The sequence below is a fragment of the Streptomyces hoynatensis genome (genome assembly GCF_003626535.1).
Lineage (GTDB): Bacteria > Actinomycetota > Actinomycetes > Streptomycetales > Streptomycetaceae > Streptomyces > Streptomyces hoynatensis.
In genome coordinates this window covers 91,849-107,318 of the sequence record NZ_RBAL01000016.1, presented here as the reverse complement: position 1 = coordinate 107,318, position 15,470 = coordinate 91,849, and the positions used below count along the sequence as shown (strand labels likewise).

Genomic DNA, 15,470 nt, shown 5'->3' with positions numbered 1-15,470 from the left:
CCGTGCGCGGGCCCGGCCCGCGGTCACCCTGGGTGAGCGCGGCGTTCCAGAGCGGGTGGAAGCGCCGCGAACTGACGGGTAGGTGCAAATTCGGGGACTTGACCCGGAATCGGAACACACCGGGGGACTTGCTCGTTAGGTACGACGTGAGCACGACACCACCAGTTCTCGCCGCCGAGCTGGCACACGCGTGGGCCGACATTCAACGGCACCACCCGGAGCTGCCGGATTTGGCCGCACCCGAATCGCTGATCGGAGAGTCCTCGTCCGCGTGCGGCTCCGAGCTCTCCTTCGAAAGGCTGCTGCACGAGGCAGTGCACGGCATCGCCGCCGCCCGGGGGGTCAGGGACACCTCCCGCGCGGGGCGCTATCACAACCGCAGGTTCCTCGCGATCGCCGAGGAGCTCGGGCTGGAGCACGCCGAGGACCCGCACCCCAGCAGCGGGTTCTCGCTGGTCACGATGACGCCGGAGACCCGCCGCAGGTACCGGCCCACCTCCGAACGCCTCCAGCGCGCGCTCAAGGCGCACGTCGCCGCGACCGAGACGGACACCGCCCGCAGTTTCCGCGGGCCCGCCGCGCGGCACGGCTCCTCCGGGGGCGGCGTCCGCGTGAAGGCCGTCTGCGAGTGCGGGCGCAACGTCCGGGTGGTGCCCTCGGTGCTCGCCCAGGCCCCGATCGTGTGCGGCGCCTGCAAGAAGCCGTTCCAGATCGCGGAGGCCATGACCGTGGCGGCGTCGTCCTGACGGGCTGTGGCAGAATAATCGGCTGAACTCGGCAGTCGTACAGGACCCCTCTCTCCTCCGGCTGACGCGTCCATCGGGCCTGCCGGCGCCGCATCCCCACGCGACGACCGTCCCCCTCGGGGATTCCGGGGGCCCACCACGTCAACACGCAGGAGACACCACACCCGTGGCAGTCAAGATCAAACTGAAGCGACTGGGCAAGATCCGTTCGCCGCACTACCGCATCGTCGTCGCCGACTCGCGTACCCGCAGGGACGGGCGCGCGATCGAGGAGCTGGGCCTGTACCACCCGGTGCAGAACCCCTCGCGCATCGAGGTCGACTCGGACCGCGTGCAGTACTGGCTCGGCGTCGGCGCGCAGCCGACCGAGCCGGTGCTGGCCATCCTCAAGGCGACCGGCGACTGGCAGAAGTTCAAGGGTCTGCCGGCGCCGCCGCCCCTGAAGGTCGCCGAGCCCAAGCCCGACAAGCGCGCCCTCTTCGAGGCCGCCGCCAAGGAGACCGGCGGCGAGCCGCGGGGCGAGGCCATCACCCCGCGGGCGAAGAAGGCCGAGAAGAAGGCGGACGCCGAGGCCCCCGAGGCCGCGGCCGAGTCGGCTGAGGGCTGAGATGCTCGAAGAGGCCCTGGAGCACCTGGTAAAGGGCATCGTCGACCACCCCGACGAGGTCCAGGTCGCCTCGCGCACGCTGCGCCGCGGGCGTGTGCTCGAAGTCCGGGTACACCCCGACGACCTGGGCAAGGTGATCGGCCGCAACGGCCGCACCGCGCGCTCGCTGCGCACGGTCGTGGGCGCGCTCGGCGGCAAGGGAATCCGGGTCGACCTGGTCGACGCGGACGAGGTCCGCTGAGGGCACGGATGGCATCGCACCGAGGGCCGGGCGCGGCGACCGCCGCACCCGGCCCTCGGCGCTCGACGCCCGGGTGGAACGCCCGGGGGAGGTAGAAGAAGCACAGTGCACGTCGTCGTCGCGCGCATCGGCCGCGCCCACGGCATCAGGGGCGAGGTGTCCGTCGAGGTGCGCACCGACGAGCCGGAGACGCGGCTCGCGCCCGGCGCGGTGCTCGGCACCGAGCCCGCCTCTGCGGGACCGCTGACCATCGCGAGCGGCCGGGTGCACAGCGGGCGGCTGCTGCTGCGGTTCGAGGGCGTCACCGACCGCACCGCGGCGGAGGCCCTCCGCAACACGCTGCTGGTCGCCGAGGTGGACCCCGGGGAACTCCCCGAGGACCCCGAGGAGTTCTACGACCACCAGCTGGTCGGCCTGGAGGTGGTCACCGAGGAGGGCCGGCGGGTCGGCACCATCGGCGAGATCGCGCACCTGCCGAGCCAGGACCTGCTCATCGTGGCCCGCCCCGAGGGTGGCGAGGCCATGATCCCGTTCGTCGCCGAACTGGTCCCGGAGATCGACCTGCCCGGCCGCCGCGTGGTGGTCGCGCCCCCGCCCGGCCTGCTCGAGGAGCCGGAGGGCGCAGGCCCCGGGGAGCCGGGGGCGGAAGGCACCCCGGGGGACCGGGGCGCCGCGGGGGAGGAGGGATGAGCCGCCGCATCCCCCGGGCCGCACACGGGCGGGGGCGCCGGGCCGGCCTTCGCGCGGGTGGGAGGCCCTCGTGAGGATCGACGTGGTCACGATCTTCCCCGAGTACCTGGAGCCGCTGAACGTCTCGCTGGTCGGCAAGGCCCGCGCCCGGGGCCGGCTCGACGTCCGGGTGCACGACCTGCGCGGCTGGGCGCACGACCGCCACCACACCGTCGACGACACGCCCTACGGGGGCGGTCCCGGCATGGTGATGAAGCCGGAGCCCTGGGGCGAGGCGCTGGACGCCGTGCTCTCCGACCCCCCGCGGGAGGGGGAAGGCGCCGCGGAACCCGTGGTGATCGTGCCGACGCCCAGCGGGCGCCCGTTCACCCAGGAGCTGGCGGTCGAGCTGGCGGCGGCGCCCTGGCTGGTCTTCACGCCCGCGCGCTACGAGGGCATCGACGGCCGGGTGATGGAGGAGTACGGGGCCCGTCTCGACCTCAGGGAGCTGTCCATCGGCGACTACGTGCTCGCCGGCGGCGAGGCCCCGGTCCTGGTGATGGTCGAGGCGATCGCGCGGCTGCTGCCCGGCGTGCTCGGCAACGCCGACTCCCACCGCGACGACTCCTTCGCCCCGGGCGCGATGGCCGGCCTGCTCGAGGGCCCCGTGTACACCAAGCCCCCCGAGTGGCGCGGGCGCGAGGTTCCCGAGGTGCTGATCAGCGGGCACCACGGGCGCATCGCCCGCTGGCGCCGGGACGAGGCGCTGCGCAGGACCGCGCTCAACCGGCCCGACCTGCTGGCGCGTTGCGCCCCCGAGGCGCTGGACCGCGAGGACCGGGCGACGCTGGCCGAGCTCGGCTGGCGGCCGGGGCCCGACGGCCGATTTGGGCGCGCGTCCGACGGCATGGAAGAATAGGCGGCTGGCTCACGATCCTGTCCGGCGCGCGACCCTGCCACAGGGGGACCGCGGCCCGCCGGGCTCGCCGAGCCCGAAGGCATCCCCACCAACGGAAGATTCCGCTGATGACCTGTGGCATCAGCGAAGAGAGCAGCAGGTCATGAACCTCCTCGACAGCGTCGATTCCGCCTCCCTGCGCGAGGACATCCCGGCCTTCCGCCCGGGCGACACCATCAACGTCCACGTCCGGGTCATCGAGGGCAACCGCTCCCGGGTCCAGCAGTTCAAGGGCGTCGTCATCCGCCGCCAGGGCTCGGGGGTCCGCGAGACCTTCACCGTGCGCAAGGTCAGCTTCGGCGTCGGCGTGGAGCGCACCTTCCCGGTGCACACGCCCGTCGTGGAGAAGATCGAGCTCGTCACCCGCGGCGCGGTGCGCCGGGCGAAGCTCTACTACCTGCGCAACCTGCGTGGCAAGGCCGCCAAGATCAAGGAGAAGCGCGAGAACTGACCGTTCCGCCGCCGTATACCATCGCGGCGTGACGGAATCAGACGCGCAGGTCCCCGAGCGCGACCAGAGCTCCCGCCAGGGGCGGTGGTGGCGGTCGCGCTCGGTGCGTCTGTGGGTCACGGCCCTGTTGTGCACGGTGCTGGCCACCTCGCTGGTGAGCGCCTACGTGATGCAGCCCTTCCTGATCCCGAGCGGTTCGATGGAGGGCACGCTGCAGGTCGGGGACCGGGTGCTGGTCAACCGGCTCGCCTACCGCTTCGGGCACGACGTCCAGCGCGGCGACATCGTCGTCTTCGACGGAGCGGGGTCGTTCTCGGCCGAGTCCTCCGACGGCGGCCTGCTGACCGGCCTGCTGCGCGGCGCCGCCGCCGCGGTCGGCCTCGCCAGGCCCGCGGAGTCCGACTACGTGAAGCGGGTCATCGGGGTCGGCGGGGACCGGGTCAGCTGCTGCGACGCCGAGGGGCGTATCGAAGTGAACGGCGAAGCTCTCGACGAGCCGTACATCTATCCGGGGGACAAGCCTTCGAATGTCAGGTTTGATATCCAGGTGCCCGAGGGACGGTTGTGGGTGATGGGTGATCACCGTTCCGACTCGGCGGACTCCAGGCAGTACCTCGGCTCGCCTGGGGGCGGCACCGTCCCCGAGGACAAGGTGATCGGCCGGGTCGAGTGGATCGGCTGGCCGCTCGGCCGCTGGGGCTCCGTGCGGTCCGATCATGGGTGAGCGCGGACGCCGCAGGCCCGGGCGGCGGCGCGGCGAGGACCCACAGGAGGAGAGCCCCCGGGCGTACGAGCCGCCACCACCGGCGCAGCCCCCGGCGCGGGAGGAGCCCCCGGCGCGGGGAGAGCCCGCTCCGGCGGGAGAGCCCGCGGCCCTCGGCGGACCGGCGGCCTTCGGGGAGCCCGAGCCGGCGGGACAGGCCGCGAGTGCCGGAGACGAGCCCCCGGGTGAGGAGCCGCCCGCCCCCCTCCGCGGCCCGGGAGAGGGCAGGGCGGACCGCAGGCGCGCCGCCCGGCGGATCAAGCGCAGGCGCCGGGCCAGGGCGACGCGGGAGATACCCATCCTCGTCGGGACGGCGCTCCTCATCGCGCTGGTGCTGAAGACGTTCCTGGTGCAGGCGTTCGTCATCCCCTCCGGATCGATGGAGCAGACGATCCGGATCAGCGACCGGGTGCTGGTGGACAAGCTCACCCCCTGGTTCGGCTGGGAGCCCTCGCGCGGCGACGTCGTGGTCTTCGAGGACCCGGGCGGCTGGCTCGAACCCGAACAGCCGGACCAGGACGACGACCCGGTGGTGATCCGGCAGGTCAAGGAGGCGCTGACCTGGATCGGGCTGCTGCCCTCCGCGGACGACCAGGACCTGATCAAGCGCGTCGTCGGCGTGGGCGGGGACACCGTGGCCTGCTGCGACGAGCAGGGCAGGGTCACCGTGAACGGCACGCCGCTGGACGAGCCCTACCTGTACCCAGGGAACCCGCCCTCGCAGATCGAGTTCGAGGTGAAGGTGCCCGAGGGACGCCTCTTCGTGATGGGCGACCACCGGTCGAACTCGGCGGACTCCCGGTACCACCTGGAGGACGAGTACCAGGGCACCGTGCCGGAGAGCCAGGTGGTCGGGCGGGCGGTCGTGATCGCCTGGCCCTTCTCGCACTGGTCGGGGCTCGGCGACTCCGGGGCGTTCTCGGCGGTGGCCGACGCGCCGCCCACCTCGGCCGACGCCCTGGAGAGGGGCTGGGACGCGGGAGCGGACAAAGAATTCGCCCTCCTCCCGACTCCTGGGGAACTCCCACTCGTTATGGGAGTGGTGGGCCTGTTGCGTTATCGGCGCGGGCCGGAGCTGATCGTGAGGAGCGGATGTGGGGGAAGTGGCGGTGGGCGCCCGTCCCGGCGCGGAAGACCCGGAGGACAGCCCGGTGAGCCGGGACGACTCCGCGTCCGGCGATGGCTTCCCCGAAGACGGGCCGGGCGGCGAGGGCCGCGCTGACGCGGGTCGCGAGGGCGGCGCCGAGCCGCCGGGCGGCCCCGGCGCCGACCCGCCCCCGCCCTCCCCAGGGCCCGCCACGCCTCCCGAAGACCCCGCGGAACAGGGCCCCCTCGGCGCGGGGGCACCCGGGGAGGGCGGTGGCCGGAACGGCGAGACGGCCTCCGGTGGCGCCGGCGGCCCCGGCTCCGGCGGCCCCGGGCCCGAGGAAGCCGGGGAGACGGGGGAAGCCGGGGAGACGGAGAAGGCAGGGGAGGCCGAGCAAGGGCAACGGCGGCGCAAGCAGCGCTCGTTCTGGAAGGAGCTGCCCCTCCTGGTCGGCATCGCCGTCGTGCTCGCGGTGCTCATCAAGACCTTCCTGGTCCAGGCGTTCTCCATCCCCTCCGACTCGATGCAGGACACCCTCCAGCGCGGGGACCGGGTGCTGGTGGACAAGCTGACCCCCTGGTTCGGCTCCGAGCCCTCGCGCGGCGACGTCGTCGTCTTCGAGGACCCGGGCGGCTGGCTCGACGACGGCTCCACCGACAGCGGCGGCTTCGGCTCCGCCGTGCAGGACGTGCTCAGCGCCATCGGCCTGATGCCATCCGCCACGGAACAGGACCTGATCAAGCGCGTGATCGCGGTGGGCGGCGACACGGTGGAGTGCCAGCGCGGCGGCCAGGTCATGGTCAACGGCGAGCCCCTGGACGAGAGCGACTACCTTTTCCCCGGCAGCACGCCCTGCGACGACCGGCCGTTCGGCCCGATCGAGGTGCCCGACGGGCGGCTGTGGGTGATGGGCGACCACCGGCAGGACTCCCTCGACTCCCGCTACCACCAGAACCTGCAGGGCCAGGGCACCGTCTCGGTGGACGACGTGGTCGGCCGCGCGATCGTCGTCGCCTGGCCGGTGAACCGCTGGAGCACCCTCCCGGCGGGGGACGGGTACGGCGAGATCAGCAGCGCGGCCGCGGTGGCCGGGCCCTCGGCCCTGGGCCTGGCCGGGGCGGTGCCGCTCGTGCTGTGGCGCCGCCGCCGGCGCCCCGCGGGGCTCGGCCTGCGGAAAGGCGCGCGCCGGGCGGCGCGTACCGCGCGGGGGAAGTGACAAAGGGGCTGCCCAGCGCCCAGGCCGCTCGATAGGGTCGCCTCCTGGACATCCGATCGGGAGGGGCGAGATGAGCGGAGCTGCGCGCCGCGGCGGACGGCTGGGGCGGGCGCTGTCCGGGCTCGCCGTCGGTCTCGGCTGCGTGATGTTCCTCGGTGGGTTCGTGCTGGCCGCGGTGCTCTACCAGCCCTACGCGGTGCCGACCGACTCGATGTCGCCGCTGATCGCCGCGGGCGACCGGGTGCTGGCCGAGCGGGTGCAGGGTTCCGAGGTACGGCGCGGGGACGTCGTCGTCTTCGAGGACGAGGCGTGGGGCGACACGCTGATCGTGAAGCGCGTCGTCGGGGTCGGCGGCGACACGGTGAGCTGCTGTGGCGAGGACGGGCGCCTCGTCGTGAACGGGGAGCCGATATCCGAGCCGTATGTGGCCGGGGGCTTCGGCGCCTCGCTGACCCGCTTCGAGGTCACGGTGCCCGAAGGCGAGCTCTTCCTGCTGGGCGACGACCGGGCCGACTCCATCGACTCCCGGAGCATGCTGACCGAGACGAGCACCGGCAGCGTGCCGCGCGAGGAGGTCTCGGCGCGGGTGGAGGCGATCGTCTGGCCGCCGAGCCGGGCGCGTACGCTGCCCACCGCGGATGCCTTCGCCGGGCTGCCCGGCGGCGTCTCCGGCTCCGGCCCCCTGGTGCCCCTGCTGTACGTCACCGGCATCGGCGCCGTGCTCATCCTGGTGGGCGCGGCCTACGGCCCGGTGGCCCGCCGGCTGTCCCGATCGGACCGCCACGGCGTGCCAACGCCGCCAGTGGCGCACAATGAGGGAACGCACGGCTGAAGGGGATCACGCCATGAGTGCCGAGGACCTCGAAAAGTACGAGACCGAGATGGAGCTGAAGCTCTACCGGGAGTACCGGGACGTGGTCGGGCTGTTCACGTACGTGATCGAGACCGAGCGGCGCTTCTACCTCACCAACGACTACGAGATGCAGGTGCACTCGGTTCAGGGCGAGGTGTTTTTCGAGGTCTCCATGGCCGACGCATGGGTGTGGGACATGTACAGGCCGGCCAGGTTCGTCAAACGCGTGCGCGTCCTGACGTTCAAAGACGTGAACATCGAGGAGCTGAACCGCAGCGAACTCGACCTGCCGGAGGACTCCGGCTTCGGCGGCGGGCGCGCCGGCTGACCTGCGAACCCACCCGCACGGGTGAGACGTTTTTCCACAGGCGGGCGGTTTTCCACAGTTCGCGGGCTTGATCCCCACGCCCGCGGCTCACGGGGCAGGGTGGGGGCATGTTCGTGATCGCCGCATTGCTCTCCGCGTCCCTGCTCGCCCCGGCGCCGCCCGGGGCGGCCGATCCGCCCGGCCGGTGGCCGGTGCCGGGGGCCGAGGGCGGGCCGCGCCCCACGGTCGCCCGCCTCTTCCGGCCGCCTCCCGAGCCCTGGGCCGCCGGGCACCGGGGGGTCGATCTCCGCACCGCGCCCGGCGCCCCGGTCCGGGCGGCGGGCGCCGGCGTGGTGACCTTCGCCGGCCGGGTCGCCGGGCGCGGCGTGGTCACCCTGGAACTCGACGCCGGCGGCTCCCCGCCGCTGCGGCTCACCCACGAGCCGGTGCGGCCCGCGGTGGCCGCGGGCGACCGGGTGCGGGCGGGGGAGGTCCTCGGCGAGCTGGCGGAAGGCCCGTACCACTGCGCGGAGCCCTGCCTGCACTGGGGCCTGCTGCGCGGCGAGACCTACCTCGACCCCCTGGGCCTGCTGCCGCCCGAGCTGCTGCGCCGCGGGCCCTCCCGGCTGCTGCCCACCGCGGGCGTCCCGCTTCCCGAGGCGGGGCGGGCGGAGCCCGCGGGCGGGAACCGCGGCGAGGTCGGCGAGCGCGGGGGCGGCGGGGCCGGCGAGCGTGGGGGCGGCGGGGCCGGCGAGCGTGGGGGCGGCGAGGTGCACGGAGGCCGGGGCGAGCGGCGGGAGCAGGGGGACCGGGGAGCGCGGCCGGGCCCGGGGCCGGGGGCTCACCCGACCGGGGGGCCCGCCGGGCCCTCCGCACCCGCCGGGCGCCGGGACGGCGGCGGAGCGCCAGGCCGCCCGCCGGCCGGGGCGGGCGGGCGGCATCGGCGGGGCCTGCGGGGCCGCGGCCGCGGGCTCAGCCATGGACATCGGCGAGCTTGGCCCGCAGCTGCAGGACGGACTTGGTGTGGATCTGGCTGACCCGGCTCTCCGTGACGCCGAGCACCTCGCCGATCTCGGCCAGCGTGAGGCCCTCGTAGTAGTAGAGGGTGACCACCGTCTTCTCCCGCTCGGGCAGGGTGTTGACGGCACGGGCCAGGAGGCGGCGCAGCTCCCGGTCCTCGGCGACCTCGACCGGGTTGTCCGCTGCGGTGTCCTCCAGCGTGTCCATCAGGCTCAGCCGGTCCCCGCCGTCCCCGCCTGCGTGCAGCAGCTCCTCCAGGGCCACCACGTTCGCCAGCGACAACTGGCTGAAGACGCCGTGCAGTTCCTCCAGGGTGATGTCCATCTCCTCGGCGACCTCCGCCTCCGAGGGGGTGCGGCGCAGGGACGCCTCCAGGGTGGCGTAGGCGCGCTCGATGGCCCGTGCCTTCTGCCGCACCGAGCGCGGAATCCAGTCGAGGGCACGCAGTTCGTCGATCATCGCGCCGCGGATGCGGGTGATCGCGTAGGTCTCGAACTTGATCGACCGCTCGGGATCGAACTTCTCGATCGCGTCGATCAGGCCGAACACCCCCGAGGAGACGAAGTCCGCCTGCTCCACATTGGGCGGCAGGCCCACGCTCACCCGGCCCGCCACGTACTTGACCAGCGGCGAGTAGTGCAGGATCAGCTGCTCGCGCAGCCGCTCGTCCCCGGTGGCCTTGTAGGCGCGCCACAGCTCGTCCAGCGCCGTGGGCGCGCTGGGGAGGGTGGCGCCCTCCGCCGCGGCCGGTGCTGCCGGGGCCGAGTGCCGAGGCCCGGTGGGGTGCTGTGGCATGCGCTGTCTCGAGCCGTTTCTGCGGGGTGCGTGGGGGAAGTGGGGCTTCGTCGAAGAAAACCCTGTGAGCGTAGCGTGACTGCGGGGTCGCGTTGTGCAGGTGCGGAACGATCGAGGATGCGCAATAACGTTCCGCTGCCCGCACCGTGGTGTTACCCACCGGCCGGGGCCGGGTGCGCGCACGGCTCCGCGTGTCGGCCCGCGCCGCGGCGCAACTGCCAGCGGTCGCCCACTCGTTCGACGAAGCCGAGGGTGCTCAGCTCGCGCAGCCTGGCCAGGGCCGCCCGCTCGCTGGTGCACGCCCGCCGCGCCACCTCGGCCGCCTCCGTGGGCCGGGAGACCGGCAGCGCGTCGAGCACCAGGCCCGCCTGTGGGGCCAGCAGGTCGCGCGGCACCACCGCGGCCTCCTTCTCCTCGGCCAACTCGCCTATGTCGCCGACGAGTTCGACGATCTGCGCGGCGTCGCCCACCGGGACCGCGTCCTCCCGGAGCAGCCTGAGGGTCCCGGCCGAGAGCCCCGAGGTGACGGGCCCTGGCACCGCCATCAGGTGCCTGCCGAGCCGCCTGGCGTGCCGTGCGGTGTTCAGCGAGCCGCTGCGCCGTGCCGCCTCCACCACCACGGTGCCGCGGGTCAGCGCGGCGATCACCCGGTTCCGCTGGACGAAGCGGCCGCGCGTGGGGTGCTCGCCGGGCGGCAGCTCGGCGAGGACCAGGCCGCACTCCGCGATGGCGCGCAGCAGCTCCTGGTGCGCCGCCGGATAATCGACGTCCACCCCGCAGGCCAGCACCGCCACCGTCGGGCCCCCCGCGGCCAGCGCGCCGCGGTGCGCGGCGGCGTCGATCCCGTACGCGGCCCCGGAGACCACCGTCCAGCCGCGCTCCGCCAGCGCGCCGGCGCACTCGCAGGCGACGTGCGTGCCGTAGTCGGTGCAGGCCCTGGCGCCCACCAGCGCCACCGAGCGCAGGGCGACGAACCGCAGCGAGCAGGCGCCGCGCACCCACAGGCCGAGCGGTCTCGCGGCACCCAGCGCGTCGAGCTGCGTGGGCCACTCCCGGTCCCCCGGGCACAGGAAGCGCCCGCCGAGCCGTGCGATCACCCGCAGGTCGCGCTCGGGCGCCGCCCGGGCGGCGCGCAGCCGCAGGCCGGCCCAGCGGTCGGCCGAGGCGGCGGGCAGCCGGCGATCCTCGCACACCGCCTCCCACACCTCCGCCGGCCCGAGCTCCGCGACCCACCGGCCCACCGTCTCGTCGCCCGGCTCGGCGATCCGGGTCAGGGCCGCCCTGGCCAGCCGGTCCCGTGGCGGCTCGCCCTCCTCCTCCCGGCTCACGGCAGGCTGCCCACGATGCCCGCGCCCCGCCGCACCCCGGTGCGCAGCTCGAGCGCCGCGTCCACGTCCCCGGCGGTGGGCCGGTCGTGCCCCGCCAGGTCGGCGACCGTCCAGGCCACCCGCAGCACCCGGTCGAGGCCGCGAGCCGTCAGCAGGCCGCGGTCCATGTCGTGCTCCGCCCTGGCCAGGGCGCCGGGCGGCGGCGCCCAGCGGGTGCGCAACTGGTGTCCTGGCACCTCCGAGTTCGTCCGCCAGGGGGTGCCGGAGAAGCGCTCGCCTGCCCGCTGCCTGGCCTCGAGCACCCGGGCCGCCACCGCCGCGGTCGGCTCGCCCCCGCCGCCGCCGGAGACCAGCTCGGCCCGGCTCACCGGCTCCACGGGCACCCGAAGGTCCACCCGATCGAGCAAGGGGCCCGACAGGCGCGCCCGGTACCGCCTGACGGTGCCTGGCAGGCAGTCGCAGTCCCCGGCGGACGTGCCGTGCCTGCCGCAGGGGCAGGGATTGGCCGCCAGCACCAGCAGCACCCTGGCCGGCATCCGCATCACCCCGGCCGACCTGGCGACCACGACGTGCCCCGACTCCAGCGGCTGGCGCAGCGCGTCGAGCACCTGCCCGCTCATCTCGGCGGCCTCGTCGAGGAAGAGCACGCCGTGGTGGGCGAGGGACACGGCCCCCGGCCGCGGCAGCCCGGCGCCGCCGCCGACCAGCGCCGCCATGGACGCCGAGTGGTGCGGGGCGCAGTAGGGCGGGCGGTCGATCAGCGGCCGGCCGGCGGGCAGCGAGCCGCTCACCGAGTGCACCGCGGTCACCTCAAGCGCCTCCTGCCTGGTCAGCGGCGGCAGCAGGCCCGGCAGCCGCTCCGCCAGCATCGTCTTGCCCGCCCCCGGCGGGCCCTTGAGGAACAGGTGGTGGCGGCCCGCCGCGGCCACCTCCAGGGCCCTGCGGGCCAGCCGCTGCCCGGAGACCTCCGCCAGGTCGGGAGGGTGCTCGCCGCCCGGGGACAGGAGGAGGCCGGCCGGACAGGCCTCGCCCCAGCCCGGACCCGGGCCCGCCCACCGGCCGCCCGGCTCCTCCGCCGGCGGCTCCTCGGGGACCGGCTCGTCCGCGAGCAGGGCGATCAGCTGCCGCAGGCTGCGCACCCCGAGCACGGCCACGTCGGGCACCAGCGCGGCCTCGGCCGCGGCCTGCTCCGGCACCACCACCTGCCGGTATCCCGCGTCGGCCGCCGTGAGGACCGCGGGCAGCACCCCGCGCACCGGCCGCACCCGGCCGTCGAGGCCCAGCTCGCCGATCATCATCACGTCCGCGATGGACCGCGGGTCGATCCGCTCGGAGGCCGCGAGCACGCTGCAGGCCACCGCGAGGTCGAAGCCGCTGCCGCACTTGGGCACCGCGGCCGGGCTGAGCCCGACCGTCAGCTTCCGCTGCGGCCAGGGCGCCCCCGAGTTGACCACCGCGGCGCGCACCCGGTCCCGGCTCTCGCTGAGCGACTTGTCCGCGAGGCCCACCAGGGAGAAGGCCGCCACTCCCGGCTCCAGGTCGGCCTGGACCTCGACCACCACCCCCTCGACGCCGACGAGGGCCACCGCGCAGGTGCGGGCGAAGGCCATCACGCCACCCCCTTCGCGTGCTCCACGACCGGGGCCCCGCGGCCCGGCAGCAGCACCCCCACCAGGTCGATGCGCACCCCGCCCGGCGGCAGGGACTCGTGCACCGCGAGCCAGCGCTCGCACAGCCACCACTGCGCGAGCTCGCGCAGCCGCTCCGCCTTGCGCGGGGTCAGCGCGGCCATCGGGTGCTGGTATCCGCCGCCGCGCCTGGTCTTCACTTCGCAGACCACCAGCGTCCTGCCGCGGCCCGCCGGGTCCTGCGCCACGATGTCGATCTCGCCGGCCCGGCAGCGCCAGTTCCGCTCGAGGACGGTCAGGCCCGCCGTCCTCAGGGTGCGCACCGCCAGGTCCTCGCCGAAGCGGCCGAGCGCCGTTCGATGGTTCATCACGTAACACCTCCGCCACCCACGGTGACCGAAGGCGGAAGGGCGAGTGGATCTTGGTCGAAATCTGTGGACAACCCGCCGGATGTGGAAAACTCGCTCACTCGTGTGGGTGAGGCGGGGAGCCGGGGACGCCGGCGGGGACTGCCCCCCGGGGCCCGCAGGCGGCCTGTCGCCCCCCACTCCCCATGTCCCGTACACTGCTCGTGGCGATCCGGGGTCCCCGGATCGACCTCGCATGCCCCGCCACTTCGGCGCTCCGGCCCCGCCGCGGCGCCGCGGTGGCCGCGTATCTCGGTCCACGGTCCGGTCCGCACTCTCCGGCCCGTGGCGCAGCGCGCCGGGGCGTCAGGAGCGCCGCCCAGCCGGACGGCGCGAACAACCGAGCGTCACAAGGAGAACGGCCATGGCCGTCGTCACGATGCGGGAGTTGCTGGAGAGCGGCGTCCACTTCGGGCACCAGACCCGCAGGTGGAACCCGAAGATGAAGCGCTTCATCTTCACCGAGCGCAACGGCATCTACATCATCGACCTGCTCCAGTCGCTGTCCTACATCGACCGCGCCTACGAGTTCGTCAAGGAGACCGTCGCCCACGGCGGCACGGTCATGTTCGTCGGCACCAAGAAGCAGGCCCAGCAGGCCATCGCCGAGCAGGCGGCCCGCGTCGGCATGCCGTACGTCAACCAGCGCTGGCTCGGCGGCATGCTCACCAACTTCTCGACCGTCCACAAGCGGCTGCAGCGGCTCAAGGAGCTGGAGCAGATCGACTTCGAGGACGTGGCCGCCTCCGGCCTCACGAAGAAGGAACTGCTGGTCCTCTCCCGCGAGAAGGCCAAGCTGGAGAAGACCCTCGGCGGCATCCGCGACATGCAGAAGGTGCCGAGCGCCGTCTGGATCGTGGACACCAAGAAGGAGCACATCGCCGTCGGCGAGGCCCGCAAGCTGAGCATCCCGGTCGTCGCGATCCTCGACACCAACTGCGACCCCGACGAGGTCGACTACAAGATCCCGGGCAACGACGACGCGATCCGCTCCGTCACGCTGCTGACCCGGGTGATCGCCGACGCCGTCGCCGAGGGCCTGATCGCCCGTTCCGGCGCCGCCGAGGTCAAGGAGGGCGGCAAGCCGGCCGGTGAGCCGCTGCCGGAGTGGGAGCGGGAGCTGCTCCAGGGCGCCGAGGCCAAGGCCGCGGAGCAGCAGGGCGAGGAGGGCGCCGCCGCCGCCGAGGCCCCCGCCGCCGGCGAGAGCGACACCCCCGCGCAGGCCTGACGGCCGTCGCGGCACGGCCCCCACCCGGCGGCGGGCACCCGCCGCCGGACGCCGGGGGCAGAGCCCCCGAGGGCGGGGCCGGGCAGCGCCCCCGGCCCCGCCGTCGACTCCGGCGCAAGCCAAGCGATCCGACCACATTCCGGAAGAGAATCACGTAACCATGGCGAACTTCACCGCCGTAGACGTCAAGAAGCTCCGTGAGCTGACGGGCGCGGGCATGATGGACTGCAAGAAGGCGCTGGACGAGGCCGAGGGCGATGTCACCAAGGCCGTCGAGATCCTGCGCGTCAAGGGCCAGAAGGGCGTGGCCAAGCGCGAGAGTCGCACGGCCGAGAACGGCGCGGTCGTCTCCCTGATCGCCGAGGACAACGCCAAGGGCGTGCTGGTCGAGCTGAAGTGCGAGACCGACTTCGTGGCGAAGGGCGACAAGTTCCAGGCGGTCGCCAAGGCGATCGCGGAGCACGTCTTCGCCACCGCCCCCGCGGACCTCGGCACGCTGCTCACCTCGGAGATCGAGGCCGGCAAGTCCGTGCAGAACTACGTGGACGAGGCCAACGCGAGCCTGGGCGAGAAGATCGTCCTGGACCGCTTCGCCTACCTGACCGGCGGCTACGTCGCCTCCTACCTGCACCGCACCAGCCCCGACCTGCCCCCGCAGGTCGGCGTCCTGGTCCAGCTGGCCGAGCCCAACGCCGAGACCGCCAAGGACGTCGCGCAGCACATCGCCGCGTTCGCGCCCGGCTTCCTGAGCCGTGACGACGTCCCCGCCGACGTCGTCGAGAGCGAGCGCCGCATCGCCGAGGCCACCGCCCGCGAGGAGGGCAAGCCGGAGGCCGCCCTGCCGCGCATCGTCGAGGGCCGGGTGAACGGCTACTTCAAGGAGAACGTCCTCCTCGACCAGCCCTTCGCCAAGGACAACAAGAAGACCGTCCAGAAGGTGCTGAGCGAGGCGGGCGTCACCGTCAGGTCCTTCGCCCGCTTCCGCGTCGGCGCCTGACCGGAGCGGTTCCGCGCCGTCGGGGGCGGACGGGGCGACTCCCGGCTATTGTCGGGCGGAAGGCCGTCCGCCCCCGGGCCGGGCGCCCGGGACGGCCGCAGTTGTCGCGAGGAGGCCATTGCCCTACGGGGAACCGTGCGAACTCCGCCGGCAGTGGCCTCCTTGGTGT

At 74.1% G+C, this 15,470-nt stretch carries 18 protein-coding genes; 14 read left to right on the top strand and 4 right to left on the bottom strand.

What is annotated here, in order from left to right; all coding sequences use genetic code 11:
• Nucleotides 1-146 precede the first annotated feature (146 nt).
• From D7294_RS23475 to D7294_RS32660, 12 genes are all read left to right on the top strand, one after another.
• On the top strand, nt 147-746 hold the full coding sequence (locus D7294_RS23475) for a hypothetical protein (protein WP_120683003.1): 600 nt from the start codon (nt 147-149) through the stop codon (nt 744-746).
• A gap of 166 nt (nt 747-912) precedes the next feature.
• Nucleotides 913-1,353, top strand: a complete 441-nt coding sequence (gene rpsP, locus D7294_RS23470) for a 30S ribosomal protein S16 (RefSeq protein ID WP_120683001.1) — start codon at nt 913-915, stop codon at nt 1,351-1,353.
• A gap of 1 nt (nt 1,354) precedes the next feature.
• The gene (locus D7294_RS23465; RefSeq protein WP_062205924.1) at nt 1,355-1,594 is read left to right on the top strand and encodes an RNA-binding protein; all 240 of its coding nucleotides are present in this window, start codon (nt 1,355-1,357) and stop codon (nt 1,592-1,594) included.
• A 105-nt stretch (nt 1,595-1,699) separates the two neighbouring features.
• A complete protein-coding gene (rimM, locus tag D7294_RS23460; RefSeq protein WP_120682999.1) occupies nt 1,700-2,284 on the top strand; it encodes a ribosome maturation factor RimM in 585 nt (194 codons plus the stop codon).
• 70 nt (nt 2,285-2,354) lie between these two features.
• Nucleotides 2,355-3,182 (top strand): tRNA (guanosine(37)-N1)-methyltransferase TrmD, encoded by an 828-nt coding sequence (gene trmD, locus D7294_RS23455; protein ID WP_120682997.1) that lies wholly within the window; start codon nt 2,355-2,357, stop codon nt 3,180-3,182.
• Nucleotides 3,183-3,324: 142 nt separating this feature from the next.
• A complete protein-coding gene (rplS, locus tag D7294_RS23450) occupies nt 3,325-3,672 on the top strand; it encodes a 50S ribosomal protein L19 (protein WP_120682995.1) in 348 nt (115 codons plus the stop codon).
• A 28-nt stretch (nt 3,673-3,700) separates the two neighbouring features.
• Nucleotides 3,701-4,396, top strand: a complete 696-nt coding sequence (lepB, locus tag D7294_RS23445) for a signal peptidase I (RefSeq protein ID WP_120682993.1) — start codon at nt 3,701-3,703, stop codon at nt 4,394-4,396.
• The gene (gene lepB, locus D7294_RS23440; protein ID WP_241562574.1) at nt 4,389-5,657 is read left to right on the top strand and encodes a signal peptidase I; all 1,269 of its coding nucleotides are present in this window, start codon (nt 4,389-4,391) and stop codon (nt 5,655-5,657) included. Before lepB (D7294_RS23445) ends, lepB (D7294_RS23440) begins: the two co-directional genes overlap by 8 nt.
• Nucleotides 5,587-6,738, top strand: coding sequence for a signal peptidase I (gene lepB / locus D7294_RS23435; RefSeq protein ID WP_241562573.1), 1,152 nt, complete (start codon nt 5,587-5,589; stop codon nt 6,736-6,738). The genes lepB (D7294_RS23440) and lepB (D7294_RS23435) overlap by 71 nt, the downstream gene beginning before the upstream one ends.
• A 70-nt stretch (nt 6,739-6,808) precedes the next feature.
• Nucleotides 6,809-7,570 carry a signal peptidase I gene (lepB, locus tag D7294_RS23430; protein WP_120682989.1) on the top strand — a complete coding sequence of 254 codons (762 nt, stop codon included), beginning with the start codon at nt 6,809-6,811 and terminating at the stop codon, nt 7,568-7,570.
• Nucleotides 7,571-7,583: 13 nt separating this feature from the next.
• Entirely contained in the window at nt 7,584-7,919 is a 336-nt protein-coding gene (locus D7294_RS23425) for a DUF2469 domain-containing protein (RefSeq protein ID WP_120682987.1), read from the top strand.
• Nucleotides 7,920-8,026: 107 nt separating this feature from the next.
• Nucleotides 8,027-8,935, top strand: coding sequence for a M23 family metallopeptidase (locus D7294_RS32660; RefSeq protein WP_206619555.1), 909 nt, complete (start codon nt 8,027-8,029; stop codon nt 8,933-8,935).
• On the opposite strand, the gene whiG is transcribed toward D7294_RS32660, so the two are convergent.
• From whiG to D7294_RS23400, 4 genes are all read right to left on the bottom strand, one after another.
• Entirely contained in the window at nt 8,871-9,713 is an 843-nt protein-coding gene (gene whiG, locus D7294_RS23415; RefSeq protein WP_120682985.1) for an RNA polymerase sigma factor WhiG, read from the bottom strand. The two genes, D7294_RS32660 and whiG, sit on opposite strands and share 65 nt — an antisense overlap.
• Before the next feature lie 152 nt (nt 9,714-9,865).
• Entirely contained in the window at nt 9,866-11,041 is a 1,176-nt protein-coding gene (dprA, locus tag D7294_RS23410; protein WP_120682983.1) for a DNA-processing protein DprA, read from the bottom strand.
• The gene (locus D7294_RS23405) at nt 11,038-12,651 is read right to left on the bottom strand and encodes a YifB family Mg chelatase-like AAA ATPase (RefSeq protein WP_120682980.1); all 1,614 of its coding nucleotides are present in this window, start codon (nt 12,649-12,651) and stop codon (nt 11,038-11,040) included. The genes dprA and D7294_RS23405 overlap by 4 nt, the downstream gene beginning before the upstream one ends.
• Complete coding sequence (locus D7294_RS23400) at nt 12,651-13,037, bottom strand: YraN family protein (RefSeq protein WP_120682978.1); 387 nt, start codon at nt 13,035-13,037, stop codon at nt 12,651-12,653. Before D7294_RS23400 ends, D7294_RS23405 begins: the two co-directional genes overlap by 1 nt.
• A gap of 403 nt (nt 13,038-13,440) precedes the next feature.
• On the opposite strand from D7294_RS23400, the gene rpsB reads away from it, so the two are divergent.
• Together rpsB and tsf are read left to right on the top strand one after the other, a co-directional pair.
• The gene (gene rpsB, locus D7294_RS23395) at nt 13,441-14,304 is read left to right on the top strand and encodes a 30S ribosomal protein S2 (protein WP_120682976.1); all 864 of its coding nucleotides are present in this window, start codon (nt 13,441-13,443) and stop codon (nt 14,302-14,304) included.
• Nucleotides 14,305-14,464: 160 nt separating this feature from the next.
• Nucleotides 14,465-15,301: a translation elongation factor Ts gene (gene tsf, locus D7294_RS23390; RefSeq protein ID WP_120682974.1), complete on the top strand. Its 837-nt coding sequence runs from the start codon at nt 14,465-14,467 to the stop codon at nt 15,299-15,301.
• Nucleotides 15,302-15,470: the final 169 nt, after the last annotated feature.

What these genes read in the sequence shown, in the direction of transcription:
- lepB (WP_120682989.1), top strand. Translation starts at nt 6,809, where the DNA reads ATGAGCGGAGCTGCGCGCCGCGGCGGACGGCTGGGGCGGGCGCTGTCC.
- D7294_RS32660 (WP_206619555.1), top strand. Translation starts at nt 8,027, where the DNA reads ATGTTCGTGATCGCCGCATTGCTCTCCGCGTCCCTGCTCGCCCCGGCG.
- D7294_RS23425 (WP_120682987.1), top strand. Translation starts at nt 7,584, where the DNA reads ATGAGTGCCGAGGACCTCGAAAAGTACGAGACCGAGATGGAGCTGAAG.
- tsf (WP_120682974.1), top strand. Translation starts at nt 14,465, where the DNA reads ATGGCGAACTTCACCGCCGTAGACGTCAAGAAGCTCCGTGAGCTGACG.
- lepB (WP_241562574.1), top strand. Translation starts at nt 4,389, where the DNA reads ATGGGTGAGCGCGGACGCCGCAGGCCCGGGCGGCGGCGCGGCGAGGAC.
- whiG (WP_120682985.1), bottom strand. Translation starts at nt 9,713, where the DNA reads ATGCCACAGCACCCCACCGGGCCTCGGCACTCGGCCCCGGCAGCACCG.
- D7294_RS23465 (WP_062205924.1), top strand. Translation starts at nt 1,355, where the DNA reads ATGCTCGAAGAGGCCCTGGAGCACCTGGTAAAGGGCATCGTCGACCAC.
- rpsB (WP_120682976.1), top strand. Translation starts at nt 13,441, where the DNA reads ATGGCCGTCGTCACGATGCGGGAGTTGCTGGAGAGCGGCGTCCACTTC.
- D7294_RS23405 (WP_120682980.1), bottom strand. Translation starts at nt 12,651, where the DNA reads ATGGCCTTCGCCCGCACCTGCGCGGTGGCCCTCGTCGGCGTCGAGGGG.
- rplS (WP_120682995.1), top strand. Translation starts at nt 3,325, where the DNA reads ATGAACCTCCTCGACAGCGTCGATTCCGCCTCCCTGCGCGAGGACATC.
- D7294_RS23400 (WP_120682978.1), bottom strand. Translation starts at nt 13,037, where the DNA reads ATGAACCATCGAACGGCGCTCGGCCGCTTCGGCGAGGACCTGGCGGTG.